Source organism: Mesorhizobium sp. WSM4935, from assembly GCF_029625735.1.
In the GTDB taxonomy this organism is placed as follows: Bacteria; Pseudomonadota; Alphaproteobacteria; order Rhizobiales; family Rhizobiaceae; genus Mesorhizobium.
This window is the reverse complement of the sequence record NZ_JARTVR010000002.1, coordinates 335,154-359,359: the sequence shown is the minus strand read 5'-3', so window position 1 is coordinate 359,359 and position 24,206 is coordinate 335,154. Positions and strand designations below refer to the sequence as shown.

Below are 24,206 nucleotides of genomic sequence, written 5' to 3'. Positions count from 1 at the left end.
GGAACCATCATGTATCAGGCTATCGTCTTCCTTCCGCTGCTTGGCTTCCTGATTGTCGGCCTGTTCGGCAATTCGCTCGGCGCCAAGGCCTCCGAATACATCACCTCCGGCTTCCTGGTGATCGCGGCGGTGCTGTCGTGGATCGCATTCTTCACCGTCGGCTTCGGCCATGGCGAGGTGTTCACCGTGCCGGTGCTGCGCTGGATCCAGTCGGGCGGCGTCGACGCCTCCTGGGCGCTCAGGATCGACACGCTGACGGTGGTGATGCTGATCGTCGTCAACACCGTGTCGGCGCTGGTTCACATCTATTCGATCGGTTACATGCATCACGACCCGAACCGGCCGCGCTTCTTCGCCTATCTGTCGCTGTTCACCTTCGCGATGCTGATGCTGGTGACGGCAGACAACCTGATCCAGATGTTCTTCGGCTGGGAAGGCGTCGGTCTGGCCTCCTATCTCCTGATCGGCTTCTGGTACAAGAAGCCGTCGGCCAATGCCGCGGCCATCAAGGCTTTCGTCGTCAACCGCGTCGGCGACTTCGGCTTCGCGCTCGGCATCTTCGGCGTGTTCGTGCTGTTCGGCTCGGTCAATCTGAGCACAGTGTTCGCCAATGCAGCATCCTTCCTGCCGGCCGAAGGCGCGCCGGCGAGTGCCGCCGTGCTCACCTTCCTCGGACATGCGCTCGACAAGCAGACGGCGCTGACCGTGGTCTGCCTGCTGCTCTTCATGGGCGCCATGGGCAAGTCGGCGCAGGTGCCGCTTCACACCTGGCTGCCGGACGCCATGGAAGGTCCGACGCCGGTCTCCGCGCTCATCCACGCGGCGACCATGGTGACCGCCGGTGTCTTCATGCTGGCGAGGCTCTCGCCGCTGTTCGAGCTGTCGCATACGGCGCTGACCGTCGTCACCTTCATCGGCGCCTTTACCGCCTTCTTCGCGGCGACCGTCGGCCTGGTCCAGAACGACATCAAGCGCGTCATCGCCTATTCGACCTGCTCGCAGCTCGGCTATATGTTCGTCGCGCTCGGCGTCGGCGCCTATGGCGCGGCGATCTTCCACCTGTTCACACACGCATTCTTCAAGGCGCTGCTGTTCCTCGGCTCCGGCTCGGTCATTCATGCGGTGTCCGACGAGCAGGACATGCGCAAGATGGGCGGCCTTCGCAATCTCATCCCGGCAACCTACTGGATGATGATCATCGGCACGCTGGCGCTGACCGGCGTCGGAATTCCGGCGACGGTGATCGGCACCGCCGGATTCTTCTCCAAGGACGCCATCATAGAGACCTCCTTCGCCGGCCACAATGCGGTCGCCGGCTTTGCCTTCATCCTGCTCGTGATCGCCGCCGCCTTCACAAGCTTCTATTCGTGGCGGCTGATCTTCATGACCTTCCATGGCGAGCCGCGCGCCAGCCACGAGGTCATGCACCACGTCCATGAATCGCCGCCGGTGATGCTGGTGCCGCTCTATGTGCTGGCGGCCGGCGCGCTGTTTGCCGGCATCATCTTCCACGGCGCCTTCATCGGCGAGGGTTACGCCGAATTCTGGAAGGCATCGCTGTTCACGCTGCCGGACAACCACATCCTGCACGAGATCCACGAATTGCCGCTCTGGGTCGAACTCGCGCCATTCGTCGCCATGGTGATCGGCCTCGCGGTCGCCTGGAAATTCTACATCCGCTCGCCGGAACTCCCCCGGAGCGTCGCCGCCAATCATCGCCTGCTTTATGCTTTCCTGCTCAACAAGTGGTACTTCGACGAGCTCTACGACTTCCTGTTCGTGCGGCCGGTCAAGCGCCTCGGCAGGTTCCTGTGGAAGACCGGTGACGGGGCCGTCATTGACGGGCTCGGGCCTGACGGCATCTCGGCGCGCGTCGTCGACGTCACCAACCGGGTCGTCAAGCTGCAGACCGGCTATCTTTACCATTACGCCTTCGCCATGCTGATCGGCGTGGCCGCTCTCGTCACCTGGATGATGCTCTGATGACCGACTGGCCAATCCTCTCGCTGGTCACCTTCCTGCCGCTGGTTGGTGTTCTCCTCATTCTGCCGATCAGCGACGACAGCGCAAACGCGCGCCGCAACATCCGCGCGATCGCCTTCATCACGACGGCGTTCACCTTCGTGATCTCGCTGTTCATCTGGACGGGCTTCGACAATTCGCAGGCCGGCTTCCAGTTCGTCGAGAAGCATGCCTGGCTGGATTCGGGCATCTCCTACCATATGGGCGTCGACGGCATCTCGATGCTGTTCGTCATCCTGACCACCTTCCTGATGCCGCTTTGCATACTGGCCTCCTGGGACGCCATCGAGAAACGGGTCAAGGCCTACATGATCGCCTTCCTGATCCTCGAGACGCTGATGATCGGCGTGTTCTGCGCGCTCGACATCGTCCTGTTCTACGTCTTCTTCGAGGCGGGCCTGATCCCGATGTTCATCATCATCGGCGTCTGGGGCGGAAAGCGGCGCGTCTATGCCTCGTTCAAGTTCTTCCTCTATACGCTGGCCGGCTCGGTGCTGATGCTGCTCGCCGTCATGGCAATGTTCTTCCAGTCGGGCACCACCGACATCCCGACGCTTCTGACGCATCACTTCCCGGCCAACATGCAGACCTGGCTGTGGCTCGCCTTCTTCGCCTCCTTCGCGGTGAAGATGCCGATGTGGCCGGTGCACACCTGGTTGCCCGACGCCCACGTCGAGGCACCGACCGCGGGCTCCGTCATCCTGGCAGGCATCCTGCTGAAGATGGGCGGGTACGGCTTCCTGCGCTTCTCGCTGCCGATGTTCCCGGAAGCATCGGCGATGTTCGCGCCGCTGGTGTTCACGCTCTCCGTCGTCGCCATCATCTACACCTCGCTGGTGGCGTTGATGCAGGAGGACATGAAGAAGCTGATCGCCTATTCGTCGGTCGCCCATATGGGCTTCGTCACCATGGGCATCTTCGCGATGAACCAGGAAGGCGTGCAGGGCGCGATCTTCCAGATGCTCAGCCACGGCCTCGTCTCGGGCGCGCTGTTCCTGTGTGTCGGCGTCATCTATGACCGGATGCATACGCGCGAGATCGACGCCTATGGCGGCCTGGTCAACAACATGCCGAAATACGCCACCGTGTTCATGATTTTCACCATGGCCAATGTCGGCCTTCCGGGCACCAGCGGCTTCATCGGCGAATTCCTGACCATGCTCGGTGTCTTCCGGGTCAACACCTGGGTAGCGTTCTTCGCCGCCACCGGCGTCATCCTGTCGGCGGCCTACGCGCTGTGGCTCTATCGCCGGGTGATCTTCGGTGCGCTGACCAAGGACAGCCTGAAGAACCTGCTTGATCTTTCGCCGCGCGAGAAGGCGATCGTCTATCCGCTGGTGGTTCTGGTCATCTTCTTTGGCGTCTATCCGGCGCCGGTGTTCGACGCGACGGCCCAATCGGTCAAGACGCTCGTCACCAACGTCACCGCATCCATCAATTCCGCGCAGACCGCGGCGGCGAACTGACTGGGGAATAGACCATGACGCCGGACCTTATCTCCAGCCTTTCGCTCTCGACACCGGAACTGATCCTCGCCGTCGGCGCGCTGGTGCTCCTGCTGATCGGGGCCTATTCGCGCTCCAACAGCACCATGACCGTGACCGGCCTTGCCGTTCTCGTTCTCGTTGTGGCCGGCCTGTGGCTCGCTTTCTCCGGCGGTCAGGGCGCTGCCTATGGCGGCGCCTTTGTCCAGGATTCCTTCGGCGGTTTCATGAAGATGCTGGCGCTGATCGGCTCTGCGGTGACGCTGGTCATGTCGATGCGCTTTGCCAAGCAGGAACATTTCGACAAGTTCGAATTCCCGGTGCTTATCCTGCTCTGCACGCTCGGCATGATGCTGATGATCTCGGCCAACGGCATGATCGGGCTCTATCTCGGGCTCGAGCTGCAGTCGCTGGCGATCTACGTGCTGGCGGCCATCAACCGCGACAATCTGCGCTCGACCGAGGCGGGGCTGAAATACTTCGTCCTCGGCGCGCTGTCGTCGGGCATGCTGCTTTACGGCATCAGCCTCGTCTACGGCTATACCGGCAATACTGGTTTCCAGGAGATCGCCACGGCGCTTGGCAGCGGCGAGCGCCAGCTCGGCCTCGTCTTCGGTCTGGTGTTCGTGCTTGCCGGCCTCGCCTTCAAGATCTCGGCCGTGCCGTTCCACATGTGGACGCCGGATGTCTATGAAGGCGCGCCGACCCCGATCACCGCATTCCTGGCCGCCGCGCCGAAAATGGCGGCGATGGCGCTGATCGTGCGCGTCACCATGGGCGCCTTCAAGCCGATCGCCTCCGACTGGCAGCAGATCGTCGTTTTCATTTCGATCGCCTCCATGGCGCTGGGTTCTTTCGCTGCCATCGGCCAGACCAACATCAAGCGTCTGATGGCCTACTCCTCGATCGGCCACATGGGCTATGCGCTGGTCGGCCTTGCCGCCAACAGCCAGGCCGGCGTGCGGGGCGTCGCCATCTACATGCTGATCTATCTGGTAATGACGCTCGGCACCTTCGCCTTCATCCTCGCCATGCGGCGCAAGGAAGGTAATGTCGAGCAGATCGGCGACCTGGCCGGTCTCGCCTCGACCAACCCGATCATGGCGACCATCCTTACCATCCTGATGTTCTCGCTGGCCGGCATTCCGCCGCTCGCCGGCTTCTGGGGGAAGTGGTACGTGTTCCTCGCGGCCATCAACGCGCATCTCTATGCGCTGGCGATCATCGGCGTGCTGGCTTCGGTGGTGGGCGCCTATTATTACCTGCGCATCATCAAGATCATGTGGTTCGACGAGCCGGTCGGCGGCTTCGTGCCTATGGCGAGCGAGCTGCGCCTGGTGCTCGGCGTCAGCGGCGCCTTCGTGCTGTTCTACGTGCTGATCGGCGGGCCGGTCGGCAATTATGCCGAAGCCGCCGCGAAGACCTTCTTCTGACGGGATGGCATTTCGGCTGGCTCCAACCGCGGCGTCGGAGGGGTTCCGGCTCGAGGCGCATGACAGCGTCGGCTCGACAAACGCGCTGGCGCTGGAGCATGCGCGCGCCGGCGATCCAGGCAAGCTGTGGGTCGTTTCGAAGAAGCAGGAGAGCGGCCGCGGTCGGCGTGGCCGCGCCTGGGCGACGCCCGAGGGCAATCTCGCTGCGACACTGCTCCTGGTCCCCGGCGGCGAGCTTCGGCTGGCCGCGACGCTCGGCTTCGTCGCGGGGCTGGCGCTGGCCGACGCGCTCGACGCCGTCGTGCCGAAAGGCCGGATCGCCGTCGCCTTGGATGGCGCAAGCCAGGGCCGCAACCGCTTCGAGCTGAAATGGCCGAACGACGTGCTGGCTTCGGACGCCAAGCTTGCCGGCATCCTGCTGGAATCGACCATGCTGGAGGGGAGCCGCTTCGCGGTTGCCATCGGCATCGGCGTCAATGTCGTGGCTTACCCGGAAAATCTGCCTTATCCGGCGACGTCGCTGCAGGCATTGGGCGCCGATTGCGATGCCGAAACGCTGTTCCTGGCGCTTTCGGATGCCTGGAGCGAGAATGCCCGGATATGGGATGACGGGCGCGGGCTCGATGCCATCAGAAAGCGCTGGCTTGCCCGCGCGGCAGGGCTCGGCGGCGAGGTTGCTGTCAGAATTGACGGCAATGTCGTGCGTGGCGTCTTCGAAACCATTGACGAGGACTGCCGTTTCGTGATCCGCGACGATGAGGGATCGGTTTTGACGATCGCGGCCGGCGACGTGCATTTCGGCGCCGTCGCTTCGGCCCGGGTATAGTTTTGTTTTTGTGCAGTTCCGGAGGGAAAGCCGTGACACGCTTTTCGGGGATTTGCTCCAACGGCTTGGCCTGACGGCCAGGAAGGAAAGGATTCATGGCGAACAGAGAAAACGCCGAACTCGTCTTCGCGCCGCTGGGCGGCGTCGGCGAGATCGGCATGAACTTCGCCCTTTACGGCTATGGGCCCGCGGACGCGCGCGAATGGATCATCGTCGATGTCGGCGTCACCTTTCCGGACTCGTCGCATCCCGGCGTCGATCTGATCCTGCCCGATACGCGCTTCATCGAGGAGAATATCGACGGGCTGCGCGGCATCGTCATCACCCACGCGCATGAGGATCATTACGGCGCGCTGCTGGATATCTGGCCGAAGCTTAAAGTCCCTGTGTGGATGACGCCTTTCACCGCCGGCCTGCTCGAAGCCAAGCGGCAGGGTGAGCAGAACGCGCCGAAGATCCCGGCGTCGATTTACCGGGCCGGCGAGACGTTCACCATCGGACCTTTCGAGATCGAGGCGATCCCGGTGGCGCACTCGATTCCCGAGCCGATGTCGCTGGCGATCACCACGCCCGCGGGCACGGTGATCCACACCGGCGACTGGAAGATCGATCCTGCGCCGACGATCGGCCCCAAGACCGACGAAGCACGCTTCCGCGCCTATGGCGACAAGGGCGTGCTGGCGCTGATCTGTGATTCCACCAACGCATTGAGGGAAGGGGAATCGCCGTCGGAAGTGGCGGTCGGCGAGGGTCTCAAGGGTGTCATCGAGCAAGCCAAAGGCCGCGTCGCGGTCACTACCTTCTCCTCCAATGTCGGACGCATCGTCTCGATCGCCAGGGCGGCACGCGATGCCGGCCGCCAGTGCCTCGTGCTCGGCCGCTCGCTGAAGCGCGTCATCGATGTGGCGGGCGAGCTCGGCTATATGGACGGGCTGCCGGAGTTCATCTCCGAGGAAGATTACGGCTATATCCCGCGCGAGAACCTGGTGATCATCTGCACCGGCAGCCAGGGCGAGCCGCTGGCGGCGCTGGCAAAGCTGTCTCGCGACGAGATGAAGTCGGTGGCGCTGACCGCCGGCGATACGGTCGTGTTTTCCTCTCGCACCATTCCAGGCAACGAGAAGGCGATCCTCGAGATCAAGAACCGGCTGATCGATCTCGGCATGAAGATCATCGAGGACGGCGACGCGCTGGTGCATGTCTCCGGCCATCCGCGCCGCAGCGAATTGCGCAAGATGTATGAATGGGTGCGGCCGCAGATCGGCGTTCCCGTGCATGGCGAGGCGGCGCATCTGGTGGCGCAGGGCTCGTTGATGTCGATGTCGGGCATCGGCCAGGTGGCGCAGGTGCGCGACGGCGACATGCTGAGGCTGTGGCCCGGCCCGGCGACGATTATCGACCAGGTGCCGTTCGGCCGGCTCTACAAGGACGGCCTGTTGATCGGCACCGACCAGGCGATGGGCATACGCGATCGCCGCAAGCTTTCCTTCGCCGGCCATGTCGCGGTCAATGTCGTGCTCGACGACAAATATGAGCTTGCCGGCGACCCCGACCTTGTGGCGATCGGCGTTGCGGAAGCGGATGCCAGCGGCGAGACGCTGGAGGACCTGATGCTCGATGCGGCAATCGGCGCGGTGGACTCCATTCCGCGTCAGCGCCGAAAAGACCTCGACCTGGTGCAGGAGGCGGTGCGCCGCGCCGTGCGCAGCGCCGCCAACGAGGCCTGGGGCAAGAAGCCGCTGGTGACGGTATTCGTCACGCGGTGACGAACAAGGGAATAGGCGAGTAAGGCAGTAGGGGAGTAGGGAAGAACGAGCGGTTACTTTCTTCAGCCTGTTTTCCCCTACTCCCTTACTGCCCTACTGCCTTACTCCCCTAAAGCGGAGCGCCTTATGCTTGGACGCCTGAACCATGTCGCGCTTGCCGTGCCGGACCTGGCCGCGGCGGTTGCCGCCTACCGCGATATGCTGGGCGCGCGATTGAGCGAGCCGCAGGCGCTGCCTGAGCATGGCGTGACCGTCGTGTTCGTCGATGTCGGCAACACCAAGATCGAACTGCTGGAGCCGCTGGGCGAGAAATCGCCCATCGCTACGTTCCTCGAGAAGAACCCTTCGGGCGGCATGCATCACGTCTGCTATGAGGTTGACGATATCCTGGCTGCCCGCGATCATTTGAAGCAAAGCGGCGCACGCGTGCTGGGCGACGGCAACCCGAAGATCGGCGCGCATGGCAAGCCGGTGCTGTTCCTGCATCCCAAGGATTTCTTCGGCACGTTGGTCGAACTGGAGCAGGCATGAACTGGATCCTGTTCACCGCGCTGTTCTTCGTCACCTGGTGGCTGGTGCTGTTTATTGTTCTCCCGTTCAGCCTGCGCACCCAGGACGACGATCAGGATGTCACGCTTGGCACCGTTTCCAGCGCGCCGCGCGGCCCGCATATGCTGCGCGCTTTCCTCCGCGCGACGGTCGTGACGGTGGTGGTGATGGGCATTCTCTACGGCCTGACGATGGGCCTGGGGTTCAGCTTTGACGACATCATCCGGATCATGCCGAACTTCACGCCGGACGCCAGTCACTGACGCTGCGGGCCTAGTTTCCGCAAGTATTGAGCAGCATGCGCGCGCCAAGGTTGAGATCGGAAGCCGGCTTCCGATTCCGGCGCCCGATCATGCCTGACGTCGTTTGGCAGATGGTTGTGCTAAGCAGATGATTGCACAAAAAAAATGCAAGGCACGAGGCCTTGCAATTTAAACGCGTCCGATCCGTTTCCGGTGTCCGGCGGCAGCGAGTTACCGCGCCTAGATCGCATCCTCCCAAGACTTTGACCGCGTAGGAGAGCAGATTTTTCTCCGCCCTCTCGGTTATCGGCGCACACTAGACCAAGGCAGGTGAAAATGTCACGAAGAATTTTGCCTCCAAACAGGCAATATCGTGCTGCACTGCACAATAGTACGGCAGGGCTTGCTTGTGAATCGATCAAAAAGCCATTCGCGGCACTTTGCAGCCAAAATCGTCTTTTTGGTAAGGTGCAGAAGGTCCGATACTTTGGGGCACTCGGGTTTCCATTCGGCCATGAAATGGCTATGAAGCCCGGGCAATCAGCCTGAGGCGCGCCGATTCCCGCGCCCCATCTTCATTCACGGACCAGTCCATGCGTTTGTCGCGCTATTTCCTGCCCATTCTCAAAGAAAATCCCCGCGAGGCCGAGATTGTCTCGCACCGGCTGATGCTGCGCGCCGGCATGATCCGCCAGCAGGGGCAGGGCAGCTTTTCGTGGTTGCCATTGGGCAAGCGCGTGCTGGACAAGGTCTGCCAGATCATCCGCGAGGAACAGAACCGCGCCGGCGCGCTGGAAATCCTGATGCCGACCATCCAGTCGGCCGATCTGTGGCGCGAAAGCGGCCGTTACAACGATTACGGCAAGGAGATGCTGCGCATCAAGGACCGCCAGGACCGTGACATGCTCTACGGCCCGACCAACGAGGAGATGGTCACCGAGATTTTTCGCGCTTACGTGAAATCCTACAAGGACCTGCCGCTCAATCTCTATCACATCCAGTGGAAGTTCCGCGACGAGGTGCGCCCGCGCTTCGGCGTGATGCGCAGCAGAGAGTTCCTGATGAAGGATGCCTATTCCTTCGACCTCGATTTCGAAGGCGCCAGGGCCGCCTACAACCGCATGTTCGTCTCCTATCTCAGGACGTTCACGCGCATGGGCCTGCAGGCCATTCCGATGCGCGCCGATACCGGTCCGATCGGCGGCGACCTCAGCCATGAGTTCATCATCCTGGCGGAGACCGGCGAGAGCCAGGTGTTCTGCGACCGCGCCTATCTCGCGCTCGACGTGCCGGGCGCGGACACCAACTTCTCAAACGATGCCGAGATCGGCGGCATCGTGAAGAAATGGACGACGCCATATGCCGCCACCGACGAAATGCATGACGAGGCAGCTTGGGAGAAAGTCGCCGAAGGCGACCGACTCTCCGCGCGCGGCATCGAAGTCGGCCATATCTTCCATTTCGGCGAGAAATACTCCAAGCCGATGAACGCCAAGGTGACCGGTCCCGACGGCAAGGACCACTACGCCTCGGGTGGCTCCTACGGCATCGGTCCTTCGCGGCTGGTCGCGGCGATCATCGAGGCGAGCCATGACGAGAACGGCATCATCTGGCCGGAAGCGGTGGCGCCCTTCGACATCGGCCTGATCAACATGAAGGTCGGCGACGCCGAATGCGACCGCGTCTGCGACGAGCTCTATGCTGCGCTTAACGCTGCCGGCAAGGACGTGCTCTATGACGACACAGACCAGCGTCCCGGCGGCAAGTTCGCCACCGCGGACCTGATCGGCCTGCCGTGGCAGGTGATCGTCGGCCCGCGCGGCGTTGCCGCCGGCGAGGTCGAGATCAAGAACCGCAAGTCGGGCGAGCGCGAGACGCTGCCGATCGCCGAGGCCAAGAAGCGTCTGGGTATCGCCGCATGAGCGAGGCAGCGGTAGCGGCCAGATCGGCGGCGGGCGCTTTCTCCGGCTTCGAGCGGATGGTGGCCTGGCGCTATCTGCGCTCGCGCCGCAAGGAAACGGTGATCTCGGTCATCGCCTCGATCTCCTTCCTCGGCATCATGCTCGGCGTCGCGACGCTGATCGTCGTCATGGCGGTGATGAACGGTTTTCGCGCCGAGCTGCTCACCCGCATCCTCGGCGTCAACGGCCATCTCATCGTGCAGCCGCTCGATTCGCCGCTGGAGGATTACGCCCAGGTGGCGAGCCGCATCAACGGTGTTTCGGGCGTCAAATACGCCATTCCGCTGATCGACGGCCAGGTGCTGGCGCAAGGCAATGTCGGCGGCGGCACGGGCGCCCTGGTGCGTGGCATTCGCGGTGAGGACCTTGGCAAGATCCAGATCGTCGCCAGCAACATCAAACAAGGCACGCTCGACGGCTTCGACACCGGCGACGGCGTGGCGATCGGCAAGCGCATGGCGGAAAGCCTCGGGCTGGTGCTCGGCGACACCATCACGCTGATCTCGCCGGAAGGCGACGTGACGCCGCTCGGCACCACGCCGCGCATGAAGGGCTACAAGGTGGCGGCGATCTTCGAGGTCGGCATGTCGGAATATGACAGCTCGATCGTCTACATGCCGTTTTCCGAAGCGCAGCTCTATTTCAACATGGACGGGCGCGCGCAGACCATCGAGATCTATGTCGACAATCCCGACAATGTCGACGCGCTGAAGCCGCTGGTCGAGCAGGCGGCGCAGCGGCCGGTCGATCTCGTCGACTGGCGCCAGCGCAACGAGACCTTCTTCTCGGCCCTGCAGGTCGAGCGCAACGTCATGTTCATGATTCTCACGCTGATCGTGCTGGTGGCGGCGCTCAACATCATTTCCGGCCTCATCATGCTGGTGAAGGACAAGGGCCACGACATCGCCATCCTGCGCACGATGGGCGCCTCGCGCGGCGCGATCCTGCGCATCTTCCTGATGACGGGCGCTGCGATCGGCGTCACGGGCACGATCGCCGGCGTGCTGCTCGGCGTCGTCATCTGCATCAACATCGAATCGATCCGCCAGTTCTTCTCCTGGATGACCGGCAGGATCCTGTTCAATCCCGAGCTCTATTTCCTCAGCCAGTTGCCGGCGAAAATGGATCCGCGCGAGACGACCTATGTCGTGATCATGGCGCTGGCCCTGTCGTTCCTCGCGACGGTGTTTCCGGCCTGGCGCGCTGCCCGGCTCGATCCCGTCGAAGCCTTGAGGTACGAATGATGGCCGAGGCCATTATCGAGTTGAAGGGCGTCGAGCGGCACTATGTCCAGGGGCCGCGCAAGCTCACCATTCTGAACGGCGCGGACTTTTCGCTCAGGCGCGGCGAGATGGTGGCGCTGGTCGCGCCGTCGGGTACCGGCAAGTCCACCTTGCTGCACACGGCCGGCCTGCTGGAGCGGCCCGATGCCGGCGACGTGATCCTGGCCGGCCGTGCCTGCGGGCGGCTGTCGGACGAGGAACGCACCGCGATCCGCCGCAACGACGTCGGCTTCGTCTATCAATTCCATCATTTGCTGCCGGAGTTCTCCGCGCTCGAGAACATCATGATGCCGCAGCTGATCAAAGGGCTCGGCCGCAAGGAAGCATCCGAGCGGGCGGCGCAGCTTCTCGACTATATGCAGATCGGCAAGCGCGCGCATCATCGGCCGGCCGAGCTTTCCGGCGGCGAGCAGCAGCGCGTCGCCATTGCCCGCGCCGTCGCCAATGCGCCGCTGGTGCTCCTGGCCGACGAGCCGACCGGCAATCTCGATCCAACGACCGCGTCCTATGTGTTCGACGCGCTGGAAGCGCTGGTCCGGCAGTCGGGCCTCGCGGCGCTGATCGCCACCCACAACCACGAGCTGGCCTCGCGCATGGACCGACGGGTGACGCTGGCCGAGGGTAAGGTGGTGCCTCTCTGAGGCTTCCAATGTCGTCATCCTAGGGCGAAGCTCCGCGAAGCGGAGCGAAGACCCTAGGATCCATTCCCTTACCTCTGCTGAAGAATGCAACGCCGCAGAAGAGGGCGGCTCCTGGAAGCCTTGTTCTGCACCGTAGCGAAGCATCAATCTCACGGCATGGATTCTAGGGTCTGCGCGCGTCGCTTCGCTCCTTGCTCCGCCCTAGAATGACGAAGCCATCGGCGCATTGGCCAATCGCAAACGGCTGCGACGTGCTCGCACAGCGAGCCCGCTAACCTTTCCTTAACCCTGCTCAAACGCACCGCCCGAATTCTTTGAGGCGTGCTCTCGGCTATCGTTGACATTCGAACAAAATTAGAACAAATTACGAACATTCTAACAACGGAGAGAGTTATGTCTGATCTGGTTCAGGATGTCGTCTCGCTGGTTTGCATGAGCACCTTTCTCGTTTCCATGGCGATCTGGATCGGCGCCATGTGATCGGGCGGCCTCGCCGCTGTACGGGACGGGCAAATGCCCGCCCGTTGTTCAGGCGGGCAAGAGCCCGCCCATGTTAAGTCTTTCTTGGCGGCGCCGGCGCTAGGCTGCTCCTTCAAGACATGGAGCGAATTCGGTGTCAGTCGTCGTCACGGTCACCCTCGTGGCCGGCAATCTCGGACTGATCTTCCTTTTGATGACCGTACCGCTCGGACTGCGTACGGTGACGGTCAGCCGCGTGATCAAGGCCGACCGCAATCGCCTCTGGCAGGCGCTGTGGCCGTTCGGCGGCGACGCCGGCTGGTCCGGCGAAATCCTCTCCGCCGAGCCCCTGGACGGCGAGGGGACGGCGCTGATCAGATTGTCCTGGGATGGTCGGGACGACCGGCCGATCGAACGCAAGGCCCGGTTCGAGGATGTCGGCGAGGGCAGCCGCTTCTCGATGACCGTCATTGAGGACACGGCGCTCGATCCCTCGTTCTGGGCGAATTATCGCGAGACCGCCGAGCTTGTGCCGGAGGGAGACGCCACGCGGGTCACGCTCACCCAGACCGACCGCTATCGCGGCGTCGCCTTCCTGATCTTCCGCTTCTTCGCCATGCGCCGCGAATTGCGCAAGCTGGACGTCTGGGCGGCGACAGGCACCTATCGCAAGGGCGGCTGGTTCGAGCATCCGCTGAGCCAGGTCGGCTTTGCCGTGCTTTCGGCCCTGATCCTGTGGCCGTTATTCGGCCTCAATACCGGCGGCTTTGCGCTTGCCGCAATCCTGACCTCGGTGGTCGCCCTGCACGAGCTCGGCCATATGGCCGCCTTCCGGCTGACGGGGCATCGCCGGGCGCGGATGATCTTCATTCCGCTGCTTGGCGGTATTGCTATCGGCGGCAGGCCCTATGACAGCCGCTTCGAGGTGGCGTTCGTGGCGCTGATGGGCGCCGGCTTCTCCGCTTTCCTGGTGCCGCTGCTGATCGCCGCCAGCGGCTTCGCCGACGGCGAAGGACATCGACTGGCCGCGATGCTCCTAGCGACGCTTGCCGGCTGCGCGTCGCTGTTCAACATCGCCAATCTCGTGCCGGTGTGGAAATTCGACGGCGGCCAGGTGCTGCGCCAGATCTGCCCGGGGCCGGTCGTACTGGCGCTGGCGTCCTTCCTGCTTTTGTCGGCGCTTCTGGCGATCGGCTGGCGTGCCGGGTTTTCGCCGAGCTTTCTGCTGATCGCGGGTGCGGTGTTCGCGATGCTGAGCCTGATCACCATGGGCAGCGGCGTGAAGCCGCGCCACGAGCTGAAGCCGATCAAGACCTTCGACCGGCTGGCCGTGGCCGGCGCGCTGCTCGCCGTCTTTGCCATCCATGGTTACGGCATGCTGTGGGCGTCCGCACAACTAATGTAGCGAGTGGGCGGCTCAGCCGACCTTGCGAGCAGGCTCCGCCGTCGGAACGGCGGCAGGCCCGAACACATCCTCGAAGGCGGATTTCAGTGCCAGGTCGAGGTCGGCCATGGTGACCGGCAGGCCGAGATCGACGAGGCTGGTCACGCCATGGTCCGAGACGCCGCAGGGCACGATGCCGCTGAAATGGCCGAGGTCCGGCTCGACATTGATGGCGATGCCATGAAAGCTCACCCAGCGCCGCAGCCGGATGCCGATCGCCGCGATCTTGTCTTCGGCCGGCATGCCATCCGGCAGCGCCGGCCGGTCCGGCCGCACCACCCAGACGCCGACGCGGTCCTCGCGCCGCTCGCCGCGCACGTTGAAGGCGGCAAGTGTGGCGATGATCCATTGCTCGAGTGCTGCGACGAAGGCGCGCACGTCCTCGCGCCGGCGCTTCAGGTCAAGCATGACATAGGCCACGCGCTGGCCGGGGCCGTGATAAGTGTATTCGCCGCCGCGCCCTGCGGCAAAGACCGGAAAGCGATCGGGATCGATCAGGTCTTCGATTCGCGCGCTGGTTCCGGCGGTGTAGAGCGGCGGATGCTCGACCAGCCAGACCATCTCGCCGGCAGCACCGCTGCGGATCGCCTCGGCGCGCGCTTCCATGAAGGTTAGCGCGTCCGGATAGGACGTCAGGCCGGGTTCGATCACCCATTCCACCGGCGCCGAACCGGGGAGGGGAAGGAACGACGTGGCGATCTGGCTGCGTTCTGTCATGGAACTTTTCTCGATGCTCCTCTCATATGGCGGCAATCGGTCAAAACGTCCAGTTTCGCCAGCATGAAGCCGGGCCGCGGAGGGTTGTGCAAATGAGCGACGAATATTCCGCTCAGCGCACTTGTTTCGCCGGAAACGATTTGCTACAGGCCCCGGGCCGGACGGTTCCGGCTCCTACCACGTGCGGTCGTGGCGGAATTGGTAGACGCGCAGCGTTGAGGTCGCTGTGGGGCAACCCGTGGAAGTTCGAGTCTTCTCGACCGCACCATCCTCCCTGAAAGTTTCGTTTGAAGGCCGGCGCAATCGAGGCGGCAGCTCGCAGGCTGGCCTTGAGCCAAATGCGTCGCGCTGAAACGGATCCAGGCGACGCGCTTCAACTCTTGTTTTGAGGCATGTTTCCGAAACCGCTGCGCACTTTTGGCAATATGCATTAGTCGAGGGACGATTTGGGGTTTCGACGCTTTTCGCTCGAATAGAGCGCGCCGTCATGGCGCGATTGCGCACGCCGAGCTTGTCGTAGAGATTCTTGAGGTGACACTTCACGGTGTTCTCCGAGACCCGGGTCCGGGTCGCGATCTGGAGATTGGTCCAGCCATCGGAAAGCATCGCAAGCAGCTCGCGCTCACGCCGGTAAGCTGTGTTTACCTTGTTGATGTCGATGTAGGGGATGCGGAGCGGCCCCGTGCGCGACCGCCAGGTCGTCTCGAAAATGATAGGCGGATTGTCGAACTGGAAGCAATAGCCCTGCGCCCCAAGGCGCGCGCACTTTTTCAGAATGCCGATGTCATGATCGTTGGAAAACCCGGTTACGCGCAGGTCGAGCTTGCGGTTCTGGACTTCCGAGGATTTCGGCGCCGTCCATGTCAGCAAGCTTCCAGCCGATGACGGCTAGATCGAAGCCGGCCTCCGCCGTCGGGTCCAGGAACTGCTTGCCGCTCTGCACGGCGTTCACCAGCTCGAAATGACCATCGCATTCCAGCATTTCGCGGAATGCCGACACGACGAACGGATTGCGTTCCGCGCCGACAACGCGCACTCGCTGCCCGCCAACTGCGTCGTCGAAGCTGGTTCGGTACACTGGTAGCGGCGCGGGCACTCTGCTTCATTCAAACGGACGAGGACAGTGGGCAAGCATGCCCCTAGCGTGATCCGGGCGGATGTCAGGCGCAAGGGTTGCAAACCGACAATGAGAAAAAATCAAGTCGCTAGCCACGTCGTACGCTTGAGGTGCCCCGCCCTCTAGGGAGAGGCGAGATGGACCCCTACCTGGTTTGCATAGGAGGCGAGGACCATCGCCTGCGTATTCCGTTCGTGCTGTCGCTGCGCAAAAAGGGCTTTAGGCTGACGGCCATAAGGAGTGACCACGGGACAGCGTTTTTACGCCACGGAATTCCGCATCGTCGCATTGAACTCGATCGATTTGCCGTTGGCAGTGCGCAATTGAGCGCATTGCGCTCGGTCCGGGGGTTGATGGCAGAGGCCCGGCCGGACATCATCCAAAGCTTCGACACCAAACCCAATTTGCTCACCCCGTCGGCAGTGCGCTGTCAGGTGCCGGTCGTCCGCACAATAAACGGTCTCGGCTGGACCTTCTCTTTGCTGGAACCACGAGCGCCGGCCCTGCGCCCTGTCTTCTGCAGCCTGCAATGGCTTGCCTCTCTCTGGACTGCCGCGACTGTTTTCCAGAACCGGAACGATCGGGCTTTCGAGCGCTGGTGGCTTACCCGAAAAGGCATGGCACGGTTGATAGCCGGTTCGGGAAACGACGTGGGCGCGTTCGCGGCGGCTAGTCACTTTCGGCCGACGCCACGCAACTTAGCGCGCAGCGTCCTCGAGTTTCATCGGAGCAGAAGAGAATCTCTCCTGGAATTTGTCCACTCCGCCCGTCAGCGTTCTCGCCCAGGTGAATCTCAAACAACACACGAACCACCGACTCGGGGATAGTGGCGACCTTTTGTTGATGGGCTATCGAGGGCTGAACCGATCAACGATCTCCGGATTGAAACGGCATGATCATTGAACTTTTCGGACCAGCGGGATCCGGCAAAACAACCTTCGCGAACGCCCTCGCCAAGCATTTGCGCGACCATGGGTACGTTGCCAAAGTTGCCCTGTGCTACCTGCCCCGGGATAGAGGCGGCGGCTGGGACCGCTTCGGCATTTTCACGGTAATCTCCCGAATATCATCCGCCATTTTCATCACAGTTTTGGCACTACTTTCTTCGTTTTGGCGAAACAGTTCTACTGCACCTGCAAATAAACTTTTAATAACAATACCACCAAAAGGCCTTATACGGCGAATTATTATGTGGCAGTACATAGTTCGCCTGTCACGCTGCTGGACACAGGCGCAGGGATCAACAAATATAATCATATTCGACCAAGGCTTTGTGCAGGCGATCGGGTCGCTTGCGATGTTCAATGGCGCCGCAGACGACAGGTTGATCGTGCGAGCGCTCGAATCTACGCCCCGGGCCGATCTGGTGGTTGGGATGAAAGTTCCGCGCGATGTCGTGGAAGCGCGGCTTCAGACTAGAATGGTGCACGAACGGCCTGCGGAACGGTTCTTGGAAGTAGACGTCGCTGTCAATATGCAATTTTTCGATATTTTCGAAATGATTGGCAATGTTCTCCGGAGCGCGCAGCGAAGCAACGTCTCGGTTGGGGCAGTCGACGAACTGTCCACCGCAAGCGGCCTTTGTCAGGTGGAACAGGAAATCCAGACGCGATTGTCGCGAACTGGCGTTCCCTTCACCAACCACACGCGCGGTGGCGGGTTGGCGGCCGCAAGACAGGCGGATAGCAAAGGAAGCACGGAAGGCTGGTCGAAAAGTCAGTCGCTTGAACTTCATGCGGCCGACGGGGTTACTCATGTCCCCTCACTCGGGGGCACCGCAGGCCGATCATCCGTTGCTGTGTTCCACCGGGGTCCCCATGATGTGGGCCGGCGTCTATTGCAGGCGAGCATATTCGCCCTTCTGGTCTATATCGGTGGTGCGGGCCTCACCAGCATGGCACAGCTTGGAATCGCGCGGCTGGTCGGCGCGACGAGCTACGGCACCTACTCGTACGCCTTGGCATGGAGCACCGTTCTCGCCACCCTCTCGACGCTCGGCTTTAACATGTCGCTGTTGCGCTTCGTGCCGGAATACAGGGCCGCTGGACGTTGGGACCTAGCGCGCGGCGTAATCACCTTCGCGCTCTCGTGGTCGCTCTCGGTCGCGATGCTGGCGGGACTGACAGGAGCCAGCCTCGTCGCCTTTTCGGGAGAGAGTCACCAGGAACTTCAGAGGGCAATGCTGCTCGCCATGGCGGCGGTGCCGCTGATGACGTTCTGTACGCTTGGCGCCAGCCTGATTCGCGCCTTTGGAGGCGTGGTGTCCGCGCTTTTGCCCGAGCGTGTGGCGCGGGATGGGCTTCTGTTGGCGCTGGTGGGTGGCGCGGCGTTTTCGGGCTGGGTAACCTTGGATGCCCCTTTCGCGATGATGGCGGTAGTTACAAGCTCGGCCGTTACCGCGATGCTTGTCCTCGCCACGGCAATCAAGCTGCGGCCGACTGACCTGCAAAACGCGCGGGCGAGTTATTCCGGGCGTTTGTGGTGGTCTGTAATCCCTCCTACCATGCTAATTACCGGGCTTGATGCCTTCGTAAGCCGAACGGGGGTCATGCTTTTGGGTTGGACGGGCCGGGTCCACGAGGCTGGCATTTTTGCCCTATGCCTGAACGTAGCGATGCTGGTCGGGCTTTCGAGTGTCGCAGTAAGCACAATGTTCTCGCCGACTGCTGCGGATCTTCATGCCCGCGGGGATCACGAAGGCCTGCAGCGGCTATTCTCACGAGCAGCAGTTCTGAGTTTCAGCGGGGCGCTCGCATTGGCAATGGCGTTGCTGGTGGTCACCCAACCTCTCCTAAGCTGGTTCGGTGAGGATTTTGCTGTGGGAGCGCCGATCGCACGAATCCTCATCATGGGTTACCTCTGCAATGCGGTTTGCGGGCCCCAACTAAACCTTCTGACCATGACCAAGAATGAGTGGGCCGCCGCGAGGACGATGGTTGGCGGCTCCGTGGCCGCCGTCATTGCCTGTGCGGCCGGCATAACGATGGACGGGGCGACTGGAGCGGCGGTCGGCTTCACGCTCGCCCTGGTCGTCTGGAACTTGGCAATGGCAACCAACATCCGTAAGCGATTGAACATCTTGCCCGGTCTGGTCTTTGCTGCTTTAGCCTTGAGGTCGGGACAGCTCAGAGCTCGCTGGAGATAGCCGCATGTCCCAATTCATGGGGTTCGATGCAATGATATCCTCCGGTCATCGGCCTAGCCGCGTTCCGCAATGCGAGCCTGAATCTCCGGCGATCCTGGCCAGCGAAACGAAAAATGCCAACGCCACGCCTGCCGGGGAGATCAAGGTACTTAGCACCCTGCTCACGGCGCTGACCGCATTGGAGCGAAGCAACGTCGAATGGTGCTATTGGAGGAGCAGCCGGCGTCTTCCAGCTGTTTTGCTGGGTGAATCGGACCTTGATCTACTTGTTGCGAAATCTGATCAACATCGGGCCGTCCAGGCCTTGCTCGGTTCCGGACTCAAGCGCTTCGAACCCTCCAATTGCCACGGCCATCCTGCAGTCCAGAGCTTTCTTGGCTACGACGAGCCGAGCGGGCGCATCGTCCATCTCCATCTTCACTTCCGACTAGTTGTCGGCGAACCGATCTTGAGGAACTATCAGCCTCCTTGGGAACGCCTATTTCTAGCCTCGGCGATCAGACACCCCGCACTGCCTCTCCGGATGCTCGATCCGGCAAGCGAGGCTTTGCTGCTTGTGGTGCGAGCCAGCCTCGAGCTGCGGCGTCGAGATCCCATCGTGTTTCGCCACTGGCAAAGGTTACAGGAGAACTTCGAACTGGACCGGCTGCATGTGGCGTTACGGGTCGACCGGCACAGTTTCCGTGATCTCGCGGCAAAGCTCGTGAATAAGGACCTCGCGGAAGCCATTGCCAAGGAATTGTTCGAGACGCAGACTTTCACGGCCCGGCGACGCCTTTACGCTCGGATTCGCAGAGAACTGGCAGCTTACCGAACCTACAATGGCCTAGAAGCCGTTCTGCGCGGTATCGGCCGGGTAATCTTGTGGACCGCCGGAAGTCTGAACAAGCAGTTCCTGCATGTGCCCCGCCCCTGGAGCCGCCGTACGCCCGGCAGCGGCATGGTGGTGGCCGTAGTCGGGATCGACGGTAGCGGCAAGACCACGCTTGTGACAGCGATCCGCCAGTGGCTGGAGTCGGAAGTTGACGTGCTCCCAATATATTTCGGCACCGGGGGTGGTAGGCCATCGCTGCTGTTGCTGCCGTTCAAGTTGCTGGTGCCGACGGTCACCTGGGCGCTTGGAACCAAGCCCGCCGGCAGCTCGCATGGCACCGTGACCGACAGTTCGCCGGGCCTCCTCTACAGTGTTCTGCTCGCCGTATGGGCAAGCGTCCTCTCTGTAGAGAAGCGGATGAAGCTGGTGGCCGCGCGCCGCGGTGCGGATCGTGGAATGGTCGTCGTTGCCGATAGGTTCCCCCAAGACCAGATCATAGACTTCAACGATGCTCCGCTGATGCCCCGATTGGCCAAAGTCCCAGCCTGGCTTCGGCGTTTCGAGGCCAGCTCTTATGCGCTTGCCCGTCGTCTGCCGCCGGATCTCGTCATCAAACTGCAGGCCACCCCCGAACTCATCATGACGCGCGAGCCGGACATGGATCCGCTGGTCGTTCGAAGGCGAGTGCCGGCCCTGCAGCAACTGACTTTCGGAGGCACGATGGTGGTGAACCTCGATGCCGGGCAACCGTTGGCCGACGTTATCGGTTCAGCCAAGGCCGCGATCTGGCAGATGCTTTGAGTACGTACGAGATCAACTCGGGGTGGTCATGGAATAACGAGATAGTTGTAACCAGAGCGCAACGGCAGGCTAACTGTCCCAGTGCCGGAGCACATCGGCGCAAGGACTTGCAATCGTGTTCCGCAAAGGGCTCTGCCTCTTCCTAAGAGGGCACCTGCCTTCCTGAGCCGGACTCATGCGGCAGGCGACGCGCCCTCTTGCTTCCAGCGAGTGATCGCCCCGTTAGGCAAGACAGAAATTCGCGCGAGAAGAGCTACCAGTTCCGTCTGACGCTTCGTCTCGGTCTTGGCGAACAACGAGGCGAGTTGGGAGCGGATCGTCGTACGGCTGAGGTGCCAGCTCTGTGCGATATCCAAGGGTGCATCGCCCCGAGCCAGGCGCAGCGCGAGTAGCGTCTCGGCGCCCGTCAAACCGTACATCCGCTGCAGAGTGAGGGTTGGCCGCAGACCTACGCGACGATGCAGGTTCCGTCATGCGCGACGGCCATTCGCTGGCTATCGGTATTAGCCAATTTTGACGAAGGGGCCAGCCTTCAGAAAGTAGATCATTTCCAACTCCTTGGGTTCAGGCGCGCTATTTGAGTTCGTAAGTACTGGCGACGGCCATTTTCGGCCCGAATCTTATGCAAGTCATTGAACTTCCTCAGGGTGCAAGAATTCTCGACCGCACCAAACTCTCGTGACGAATTGCCTCTGAAAGCCCTGCGCGATTTGCGTAGGCGAGCAATACTGCGCGCGACAAACAGGCACTGCGAGCCTGAAACGGGCCTATCCTATCCCGTCCACCCAAGGCCAGCCGAGATGCAATTGATCGACACAAGCAGGGCGTCGGTCGCCCGCTTCTGATCTGCGCCCGTGCTTGTCCGGGCCTCACGCAGCAGCTCGACCTGCAGGCGGTGGATATCGTCCATCTGCCGGCGCAGATTGTCGAAACGCCGCTTGAACATCGGGAAGCGCGCGGAAAGATCGCCTCCCGTGAGGTCGCCGATCAGGTGTCGCGTCAGCTCGTATTCGGCGGCGATGCGGGCGTGGATTCTGGCCGCTGCATCGCTGTCGGACACCAGGTCGGCATAGAGCCGCGCGATCTCCATGTCGGACTGGTAGAGCGTCTTTTCGGCCTCGTCGACGATCAGGCGGAAAAAGCGGGAGTGCTCGAACATGCGGGCGAGAAGCTCGCGCCCGGCCTCGCCGCGCACCGAAACGAAGGCGCTCAGCGCGCTGCCGATGCCATACCAGCCGGTCAAAAGATGCCGGTTTTGGCTCCACGCAAACACCCACGGAATGGCGCGCAGGTCGGCAATGCCGCTGGCGCCGAAGCGGCGATCCGGCCGCGAGCCCATTTTCAAGAGCGCCAGTTCGGCGACAGGGCTCGCCTGGTTGAAGTAATCGAGAAAGCCGGCCTCGGCCATCAACCCGGCATAGGAGGCCTGCGACATGCCCGCCAACGCCTCCAGCGCTTCGTCGAACTCCGGCGTTTCCTTCGTTCCGCCATCGCCGGGCGATCGGATCCCGTGCGCCAGCACGGCCGCGGCTAGAACCTCGAGCTGGTTGAGGCCGGTGCCGCGATTGGCGAATTTCGCCGATACGACCTCGCCCTGTTCGGTCACCCGCATGGATCCGGCGACGGTCCCTTGCGGCTGCGCCGCGATCGCGCGGCCGGTCGGCGCGCCGCCGCGGCTGACGGAGCCACCGCGACCGTGAAAGAAGCTGATCTTGACCTTGTGCTTGCGCCCGATGGCGGCGAGGCGCTTCTGCGCCTTTGCCAGTTCCCAATTGGAAGCGAGGAAACCGCCGTCCTTGTTGGAATCCGAATAGCCAAGCATGATTTCCTGGCGCGCACTGAAATCCCGCACCGTGCGCCGCACGAGCGAAACGTCGAGCAAGGCGTTCAGGATGCCGGGTGCAGCCTGCAGGTCGGCGATGGTCTCGAACAACGGCACCATCCTCAACGTGATCGTGCCGTCGCCGCCGGGCGCGGTGGAGAGCCCGCAATATTGCGCCAGCAGATAAACTGCGAGCAGGTCGTCGGCCGAGCGGGTCATGCTCAGCACGAAAGAGCCGATAGCGTCCGCATCCGCGCCGGATATTTGTTCGCGGATGACAGCGAATGTCGACAGCAGTTCACCTGCCTCCGGCGAGAGTTGGCTTGCGTCGATATGCAGCCGCTCGCCCTGGCTGAGCGCGGCGCGGATGCGCGCCGACCATTGCGGCGTGCCGGCGGCGATGGGATCGGTGGGATCTATCAGCGCAAACAGTTCGGCCAGCACCCGATTGACGACTGTGGAGTTCTGCCGGATGTCGAGCGAGACCGTGCGGAAGCCAAAGCTTCCGACCTGCCAAACGAGCGGCTGGACGAAACGCCTGGCGACCGTGCGCCCGCCGATCGCTGCGAGAACGGAGGAGAGCGCGTTGAGATCGGCGCGAAACGCCTCCGCCGAGGGGTAGGCCGCCTTGCCGCCGTCACGCGTGGCGACCAGCCGGGCAAGCAGGGCCGAAGCGAACTGGCGCAGCGGTTCGTCAGGGTTGCGGGCGGCGATCTCTTGCGCCTCTCCACTCTTATCCAGCGCTGTTTGCAGCACCGGCTTGAAGCCGGCCGGCAGGTCGACGACGTTCGAACTGGCGCTGAGCACCGTCACCAGCCGCTGCACCTGCGCCAGATACCAGCCTATGGCGGTGTTGCGGTATTCGGCCATGGCGTGAGCCGTAACCGCAGCCGTCACGTTCGGATTGCCGTCGCGGTCGCCGCCGATCCACGAGGCATAGCGCATGAAGGACGGAATTCGGATCGGCTCGCCTGGATAGTGGCGCTCGAAGGCGCTCTGGAGCTTGCCATAGAGCTGTGGCGTTGCCTCGAAGATGACTTCGCGGAAGAAATGCAGGCCCCAGGCGATCTCGCGTTCGACCGTGGGTCGCTCCAGCCGCAGCTCGCCCGTCATCCACAGAAGCTCGATCTCGCTTTCCAGATCGGCAATCAAGAGGTCGCGTTCGCGCGGCGCCCAGCGCGGCTGGTCGAGCTCGGTCAGCTTGCGATAGATGCGTCGGTGGATCTCCAGAACGGTGACACGTTTGGCCTCGGTCGGGTGCGCGGTCATGGTCGGGCCGACGCAAAGCTCGTCGAGCGCCGCCTGGGCCTCCGCCGCCGAGTGGCCGTTCGCGGCCATCTCGGCAATCACGCTGGCGAAAGAGCCGGGCACTTCGTCGGCACCCGCGCCTTGTTCGAGCTCGCGTCGCGCCCGCATGGCAAGCAACTCGTCGACAATCGTCAGCAACTGAAACCACACGCCGCTGGCCTGAAGCGCCGGGATGCGTTGCCCAGGGGCGAGTGCAACAAGCGACCTGCGTCCGCTCAGCACCGCGGCGATCTCGGGCTCGCGTGCGCTCGCGACCTGAAGCAGCAGGCGTAACAGCAGGCTGCGCTCGTCCTCACGAAACTTGATGCGTTTGCTCTGTTCCAAAGCCGCTTTCCCGATGTCCATCGATTGTCGATGAGCTGCGCTAAGTAC

Annotated in this window: 17 protein-coding genes, 1 tRNA gene and 1 pseudogene; 15 read left to right on the top strand and 4 right to left on the bottom strand. The window is 62.5% G+C overall.

Annotation, left to right across the window (positions count from 1 at the left end; genetic code table 11):
• The first annotated feature begins 9 nt into the window (after positions 1-9).
• The 11 genes from nuoL (at position 10) to P9273_RS05940 (ending at position 14,071) form a co-directional block, all read left to right on the top strand.
• Entirely contained in the window at positions 10-1,983 is a 1,974-nt protein-coding gene (nuoL, locus tag P9273_RS05990) for an NADH-quinone oxidoreductase subunit L (RefSeq protein WP_278048068.1), read from the top strand.
• Positions 1,983-3,488 (top strand): NADH-quinone oxidoreductase subunit M, encoded by a 1,506-nt coding sequence (locus P9273_RS05985; RefSeq protein ID WP_278048067.1) that lies wholly within the window; start codon positions 1,983-1,985, stop codon positions 3,486-3,488. The genes nuoL and P9273_RS05985 overlap by 1 nt, the downstream gene beginning before the upstream one ends.
• A gap of 14 nt (positions 3,489-3,502) precedes the next feature.
• A complete protein-coding gene (nuoN, locus tag P9273_RS05980; protein ID WP_278048066.1) occupies positions 3,503-4,939 on the top strand; it encodes an NADH-quinone oxidoreductase subunit NuoN in 1,437 nt (478 codons plus the stop codon).
• Between the two features lie 4 nt (positions 4,940-4,943).
• Positions 4,944-5,765, top strand: coding sequence for a biotin--[acetyl-CoA-carboxylase] ligase (locus P9273_RS05975; RefSeq protein WP_278048065.1), 822 nt, complete (start codon positions 4,944-4,946; stop codon positions 5,763-5,765).
• Between the two features lie 95 nt (positions 5,766-5,860).
• A complete protein-coding gene (locus P9273_RS05970; protein ID WP_278048064.1) occupies positions 5,861-7,531 on the top strand; it encodes a ribonuclease J in 1,671 nt (556 codons plus the stop codon).
• Between the two features lie 126 nt (positions 7,532-7,657).
• The gene (gene mce / locus P9273_RS05965; RefSeq protein ID WP_278048063.1) at positions 7,658-8,062 is read left to right on the top strand and encodes a methylmalonyl-CoA epimerase; all 405 of its coding nucleotides are present in this window, start codon (positions 7,658-7,660) and stop codon (positions 8,060-8,062) included.
• Positions 8,059-8,343, top strand: coding sequence for a DUF1467 family protein (locus P9273_RS05960; protein WP_278048062.1), 285 nt, complete (start codon positions 8,059-8,061; stop codon positions 8,341-8,343). Before mce ends, P9273_RS05960 begins: the two co-directional genes overlap by 4 nt.
• 572 nt (positions 8,344-8,915) lie before the next feature.
• The gene (gene proS, locus P9273_RS05955; RefSeq protein WP_278048061.1) at positions 8,916-10,244 is read left to right on the top strand and encodes a proline--tRNA ligase; all 1,329 of its coding nucleotides are present in this window, start codon (positions 8,916-8,918) and stop codon (positions 10,242-10,244) included.
• Positions 10,241-11,527, top strand: a complete 1,287-nt coding sequence (locus tag P9273_RS05950; RefSeq protein WP_278048060.1) for a lipoprotein-releasing ABC transporter permease subunit — start codon at positions 10,241-10,243, stop codon at positions 11,525-11,527. The genes proS and P9273_RS05950 overlap by 4 nt, the downstream gene beginning before the upstream one ends.
• Entirely contained in the window at positions 11,524-12,207 is a 684-nt protein-coding gene (locus P9273_RS05945; RefSeq protein ID WP_040999155.1) for an ABC transporter ATP-binding protein, read from the top strand. The genes P9273_RS05950 and P9273_RS05945 overlap by 4 nt, the downstream gene beginning before the upstream one ends.
• Positions 12,208-12,820: 613 nt before the next feature.
• Positions 12,821-14,071: a site-2 protease family protein gene (locus P9273_RS05940; protein WP_278048059.1), complete on the top strand. Its 1,251-nt coding sequence runs from the start codon at positions 12,821-12,823 to the stop codon at positions 14,069-14,071.
• Positions 14,072-14,083: 12 nt separating this feature from the next.
• On the opposite strand, the gene lipB is transcribed toward P9273_RS05940, so the two are convergent.
• A complete protein-coding gene (gene lipB, locus P9273_RS05935; RefSeq protein ID WP_278048058.1) occupies positions 14,084-14,827 on the bottom strand; it encodes a lipoyl(octanoyl) transferase LipB in 744 nt (247 codons plus the stop codon).
• Between the two features lie 183 nt (positions 14,828-15,010).
• Here lipB and P9273_RS05930 point away from each other — a divergent pair.
• Positions 15,011-15,095: transfer RNA gene (locus P9273_RS05930), tRNA-Leu, on the top strand.
• A 272-nt stretch (positions 15,096-15,367) separates the two neighbouring features.
• Here P9273_RS05930 and P9273_RS05925 read toward each other — a convergent pair.
• Positions 15,368-15,433 (bottom strand): annotated as a pseudogene (locus P9273_RS05925) (DNA-binding response regulator); the annotation flags it as partial.
• 178 nt (positions 15,434-15,611) lie between these two features.
• Positions 15,612-15,863: a hypothetical protein gene (locus P9273_RS05920; protein ID WP_278048057.1), complete on the bottom strand. Its 252-nt coding sequence runs from the start codon at positions 15,861-15,863 to the stop codon at positions 15,612-15,614.
• 218 nt (positions 15,864-16,081) lie between these two features.
• Here P9273_RS05920 and P9273_RS05915 point away from each other — a divergent pair, with 218 nt between their 5' ends.
• From P9273_RS05915 to P9273_RS05905, 3 genes are all read left to right on the top strand, one after another.
• On the top strand, positions 16,082-16,771 hold the full coding sequence (locus tag P9273_RS05915; RefSeq protein ID WP_278048056.1) for a hypothetical protein: 690 nt from the start codon (positions 16,082-16,084) through the stop codon (positions 16,769-16,771).
• A gap of 65 nt (positions 16,772-16,836) precedes the next feature.
• Positions 16,837-19,089 carry a lipopolysaccharide biosynthesis protein gene (locus P9273_RS05910; RefSeq protein WP_278048055.1) on the top strand — a complete coding sequence of 751 codons (2,253 nt, stop codon included), beginning with the start codon at positions 16,837-16,839 and terminating at the stop codon, positions 19,087-19,089.
• A gap of 4 nt (positions 19,090-19,093) precedes the next feature.
• Complete coding sequence (locus tag P9273_RS05905; protein ID WP_278048054.1) at positions 19,094-20,704, top strand: hypothetical protein; 1,611 nt, start codon at positions 19,094-19,096, stop codon at positions 20,702-20,704.
• A gap of 772 nt (positions 20,705-21,476) precedes the next feature.
• Here P9273_RS05905 and P9273_RS05900 read toward each other — a convergent pair.
• The gene (locus P9273_RS05900; RefSeq protein WP_278048053.1) at positions 21,477-24,158 is read right to left on the bottom strand and encodes a phosphoenolpyruvate carboxylase; all 2,682 of its coding nucleotides are present in this window, start codon (positions 24,156-24,158) and stop codon (positions 21,477-21,479) included.
• Positions 24,159-24,206: the final 48 nt, after the last annotated feature.

Coding starts and splice junctions, on each gene's coding strand:
- nuoL (WP_278048068.1), top strand. CDS start 10: ATGTATCAGGCTATCGTCTTCCTTCCGCTGCTTGGCTTCCTGATTGTC.
- P9273_RS05985 (WP_278048067.1), top strand. CDS start 1,983: ATGACCGACTGGCCAATCCTCTCGCTGGTCACCTTCCTGCCGCTGGTT.
- nuoN (WP_278048066.1), top strand. CDS start 3,503: ATGACGCCGGACCTTATCTCCAGCCTTTCGCTCTCGACACCGGAACTG.
- P9273_RS05975 (WP_278048065.1), top strand. CDS start 4,944: ATGGCATTTCGGCTGGCTCCAACCGCGGCGTCGGAGGGGTTCCGGCTC.
- P9273_RS05970 (WP_278048064.1), top strand. CDS start 5,861: ATGGCGAACAGAGAAAACGCCGAACTCGTCTTCGCGCCGCTGGGCGGC.
- mce (WP_278048063.1), top strand. CDS start 7,658: ATGCTTGGACGCCTGAACCATGTCGCGCTTGCCGTGCCGGACCTGGCC.
- P9273_RS05960 (WP_278048062.1), top strand. CDS start 8,059: ATGAACTGGATCCTGTTCACCGCGCTGTTCTTCGTCACCTGGTGGCTG.
- proS (WP_278048061.1), top strand. CDS start 8,916: ATGCGTTTGTCGCGCTATTTCCTGCCCATTCTCAAAGAAAATCCCCGC.
- P9273_RS05950 (WP_278048060.1), top strand. CDS start 10,241: ATGAGCGAGGCAGCGGTAGCGGCCAGATCGGCGGCGGGCGCTTTCTCC.
- P9273_RS05945 (WP_040999155.1), top strand. CDS start 11,524: ATGATGGCCGAGGCCATTATCGAGTTGAAGGGCGTCGAGCGGCACTAT.
- lipB (WP_278048058.1), bottom strand. CDS start 14,827: ATGACAGAACGCAGCCAGATCGCCACGTCGTTCCTTCCCCTCCCCGGT.
- P9273_RS05915 (WP_278048056.1), top strand. CDS start 16,082: ATGGACCCCTACCTGGTTTGCATAGGAGGCGAGGACCATCGCCTGCGT.
- P9273_RS05910 (WP_278048055.1), top strand. CDS start 16,837: ATGATCATTGAACTTTTCGGACCAGCGGGATCCGGCAAAACAACCTTC.
- P9273_RS05905 (WP_278048054.1), top strand. CDS start 19,094: ATGTCCCAATTCATGGGGTTCGATGCAATGATATCCTCCGGTCATCGG.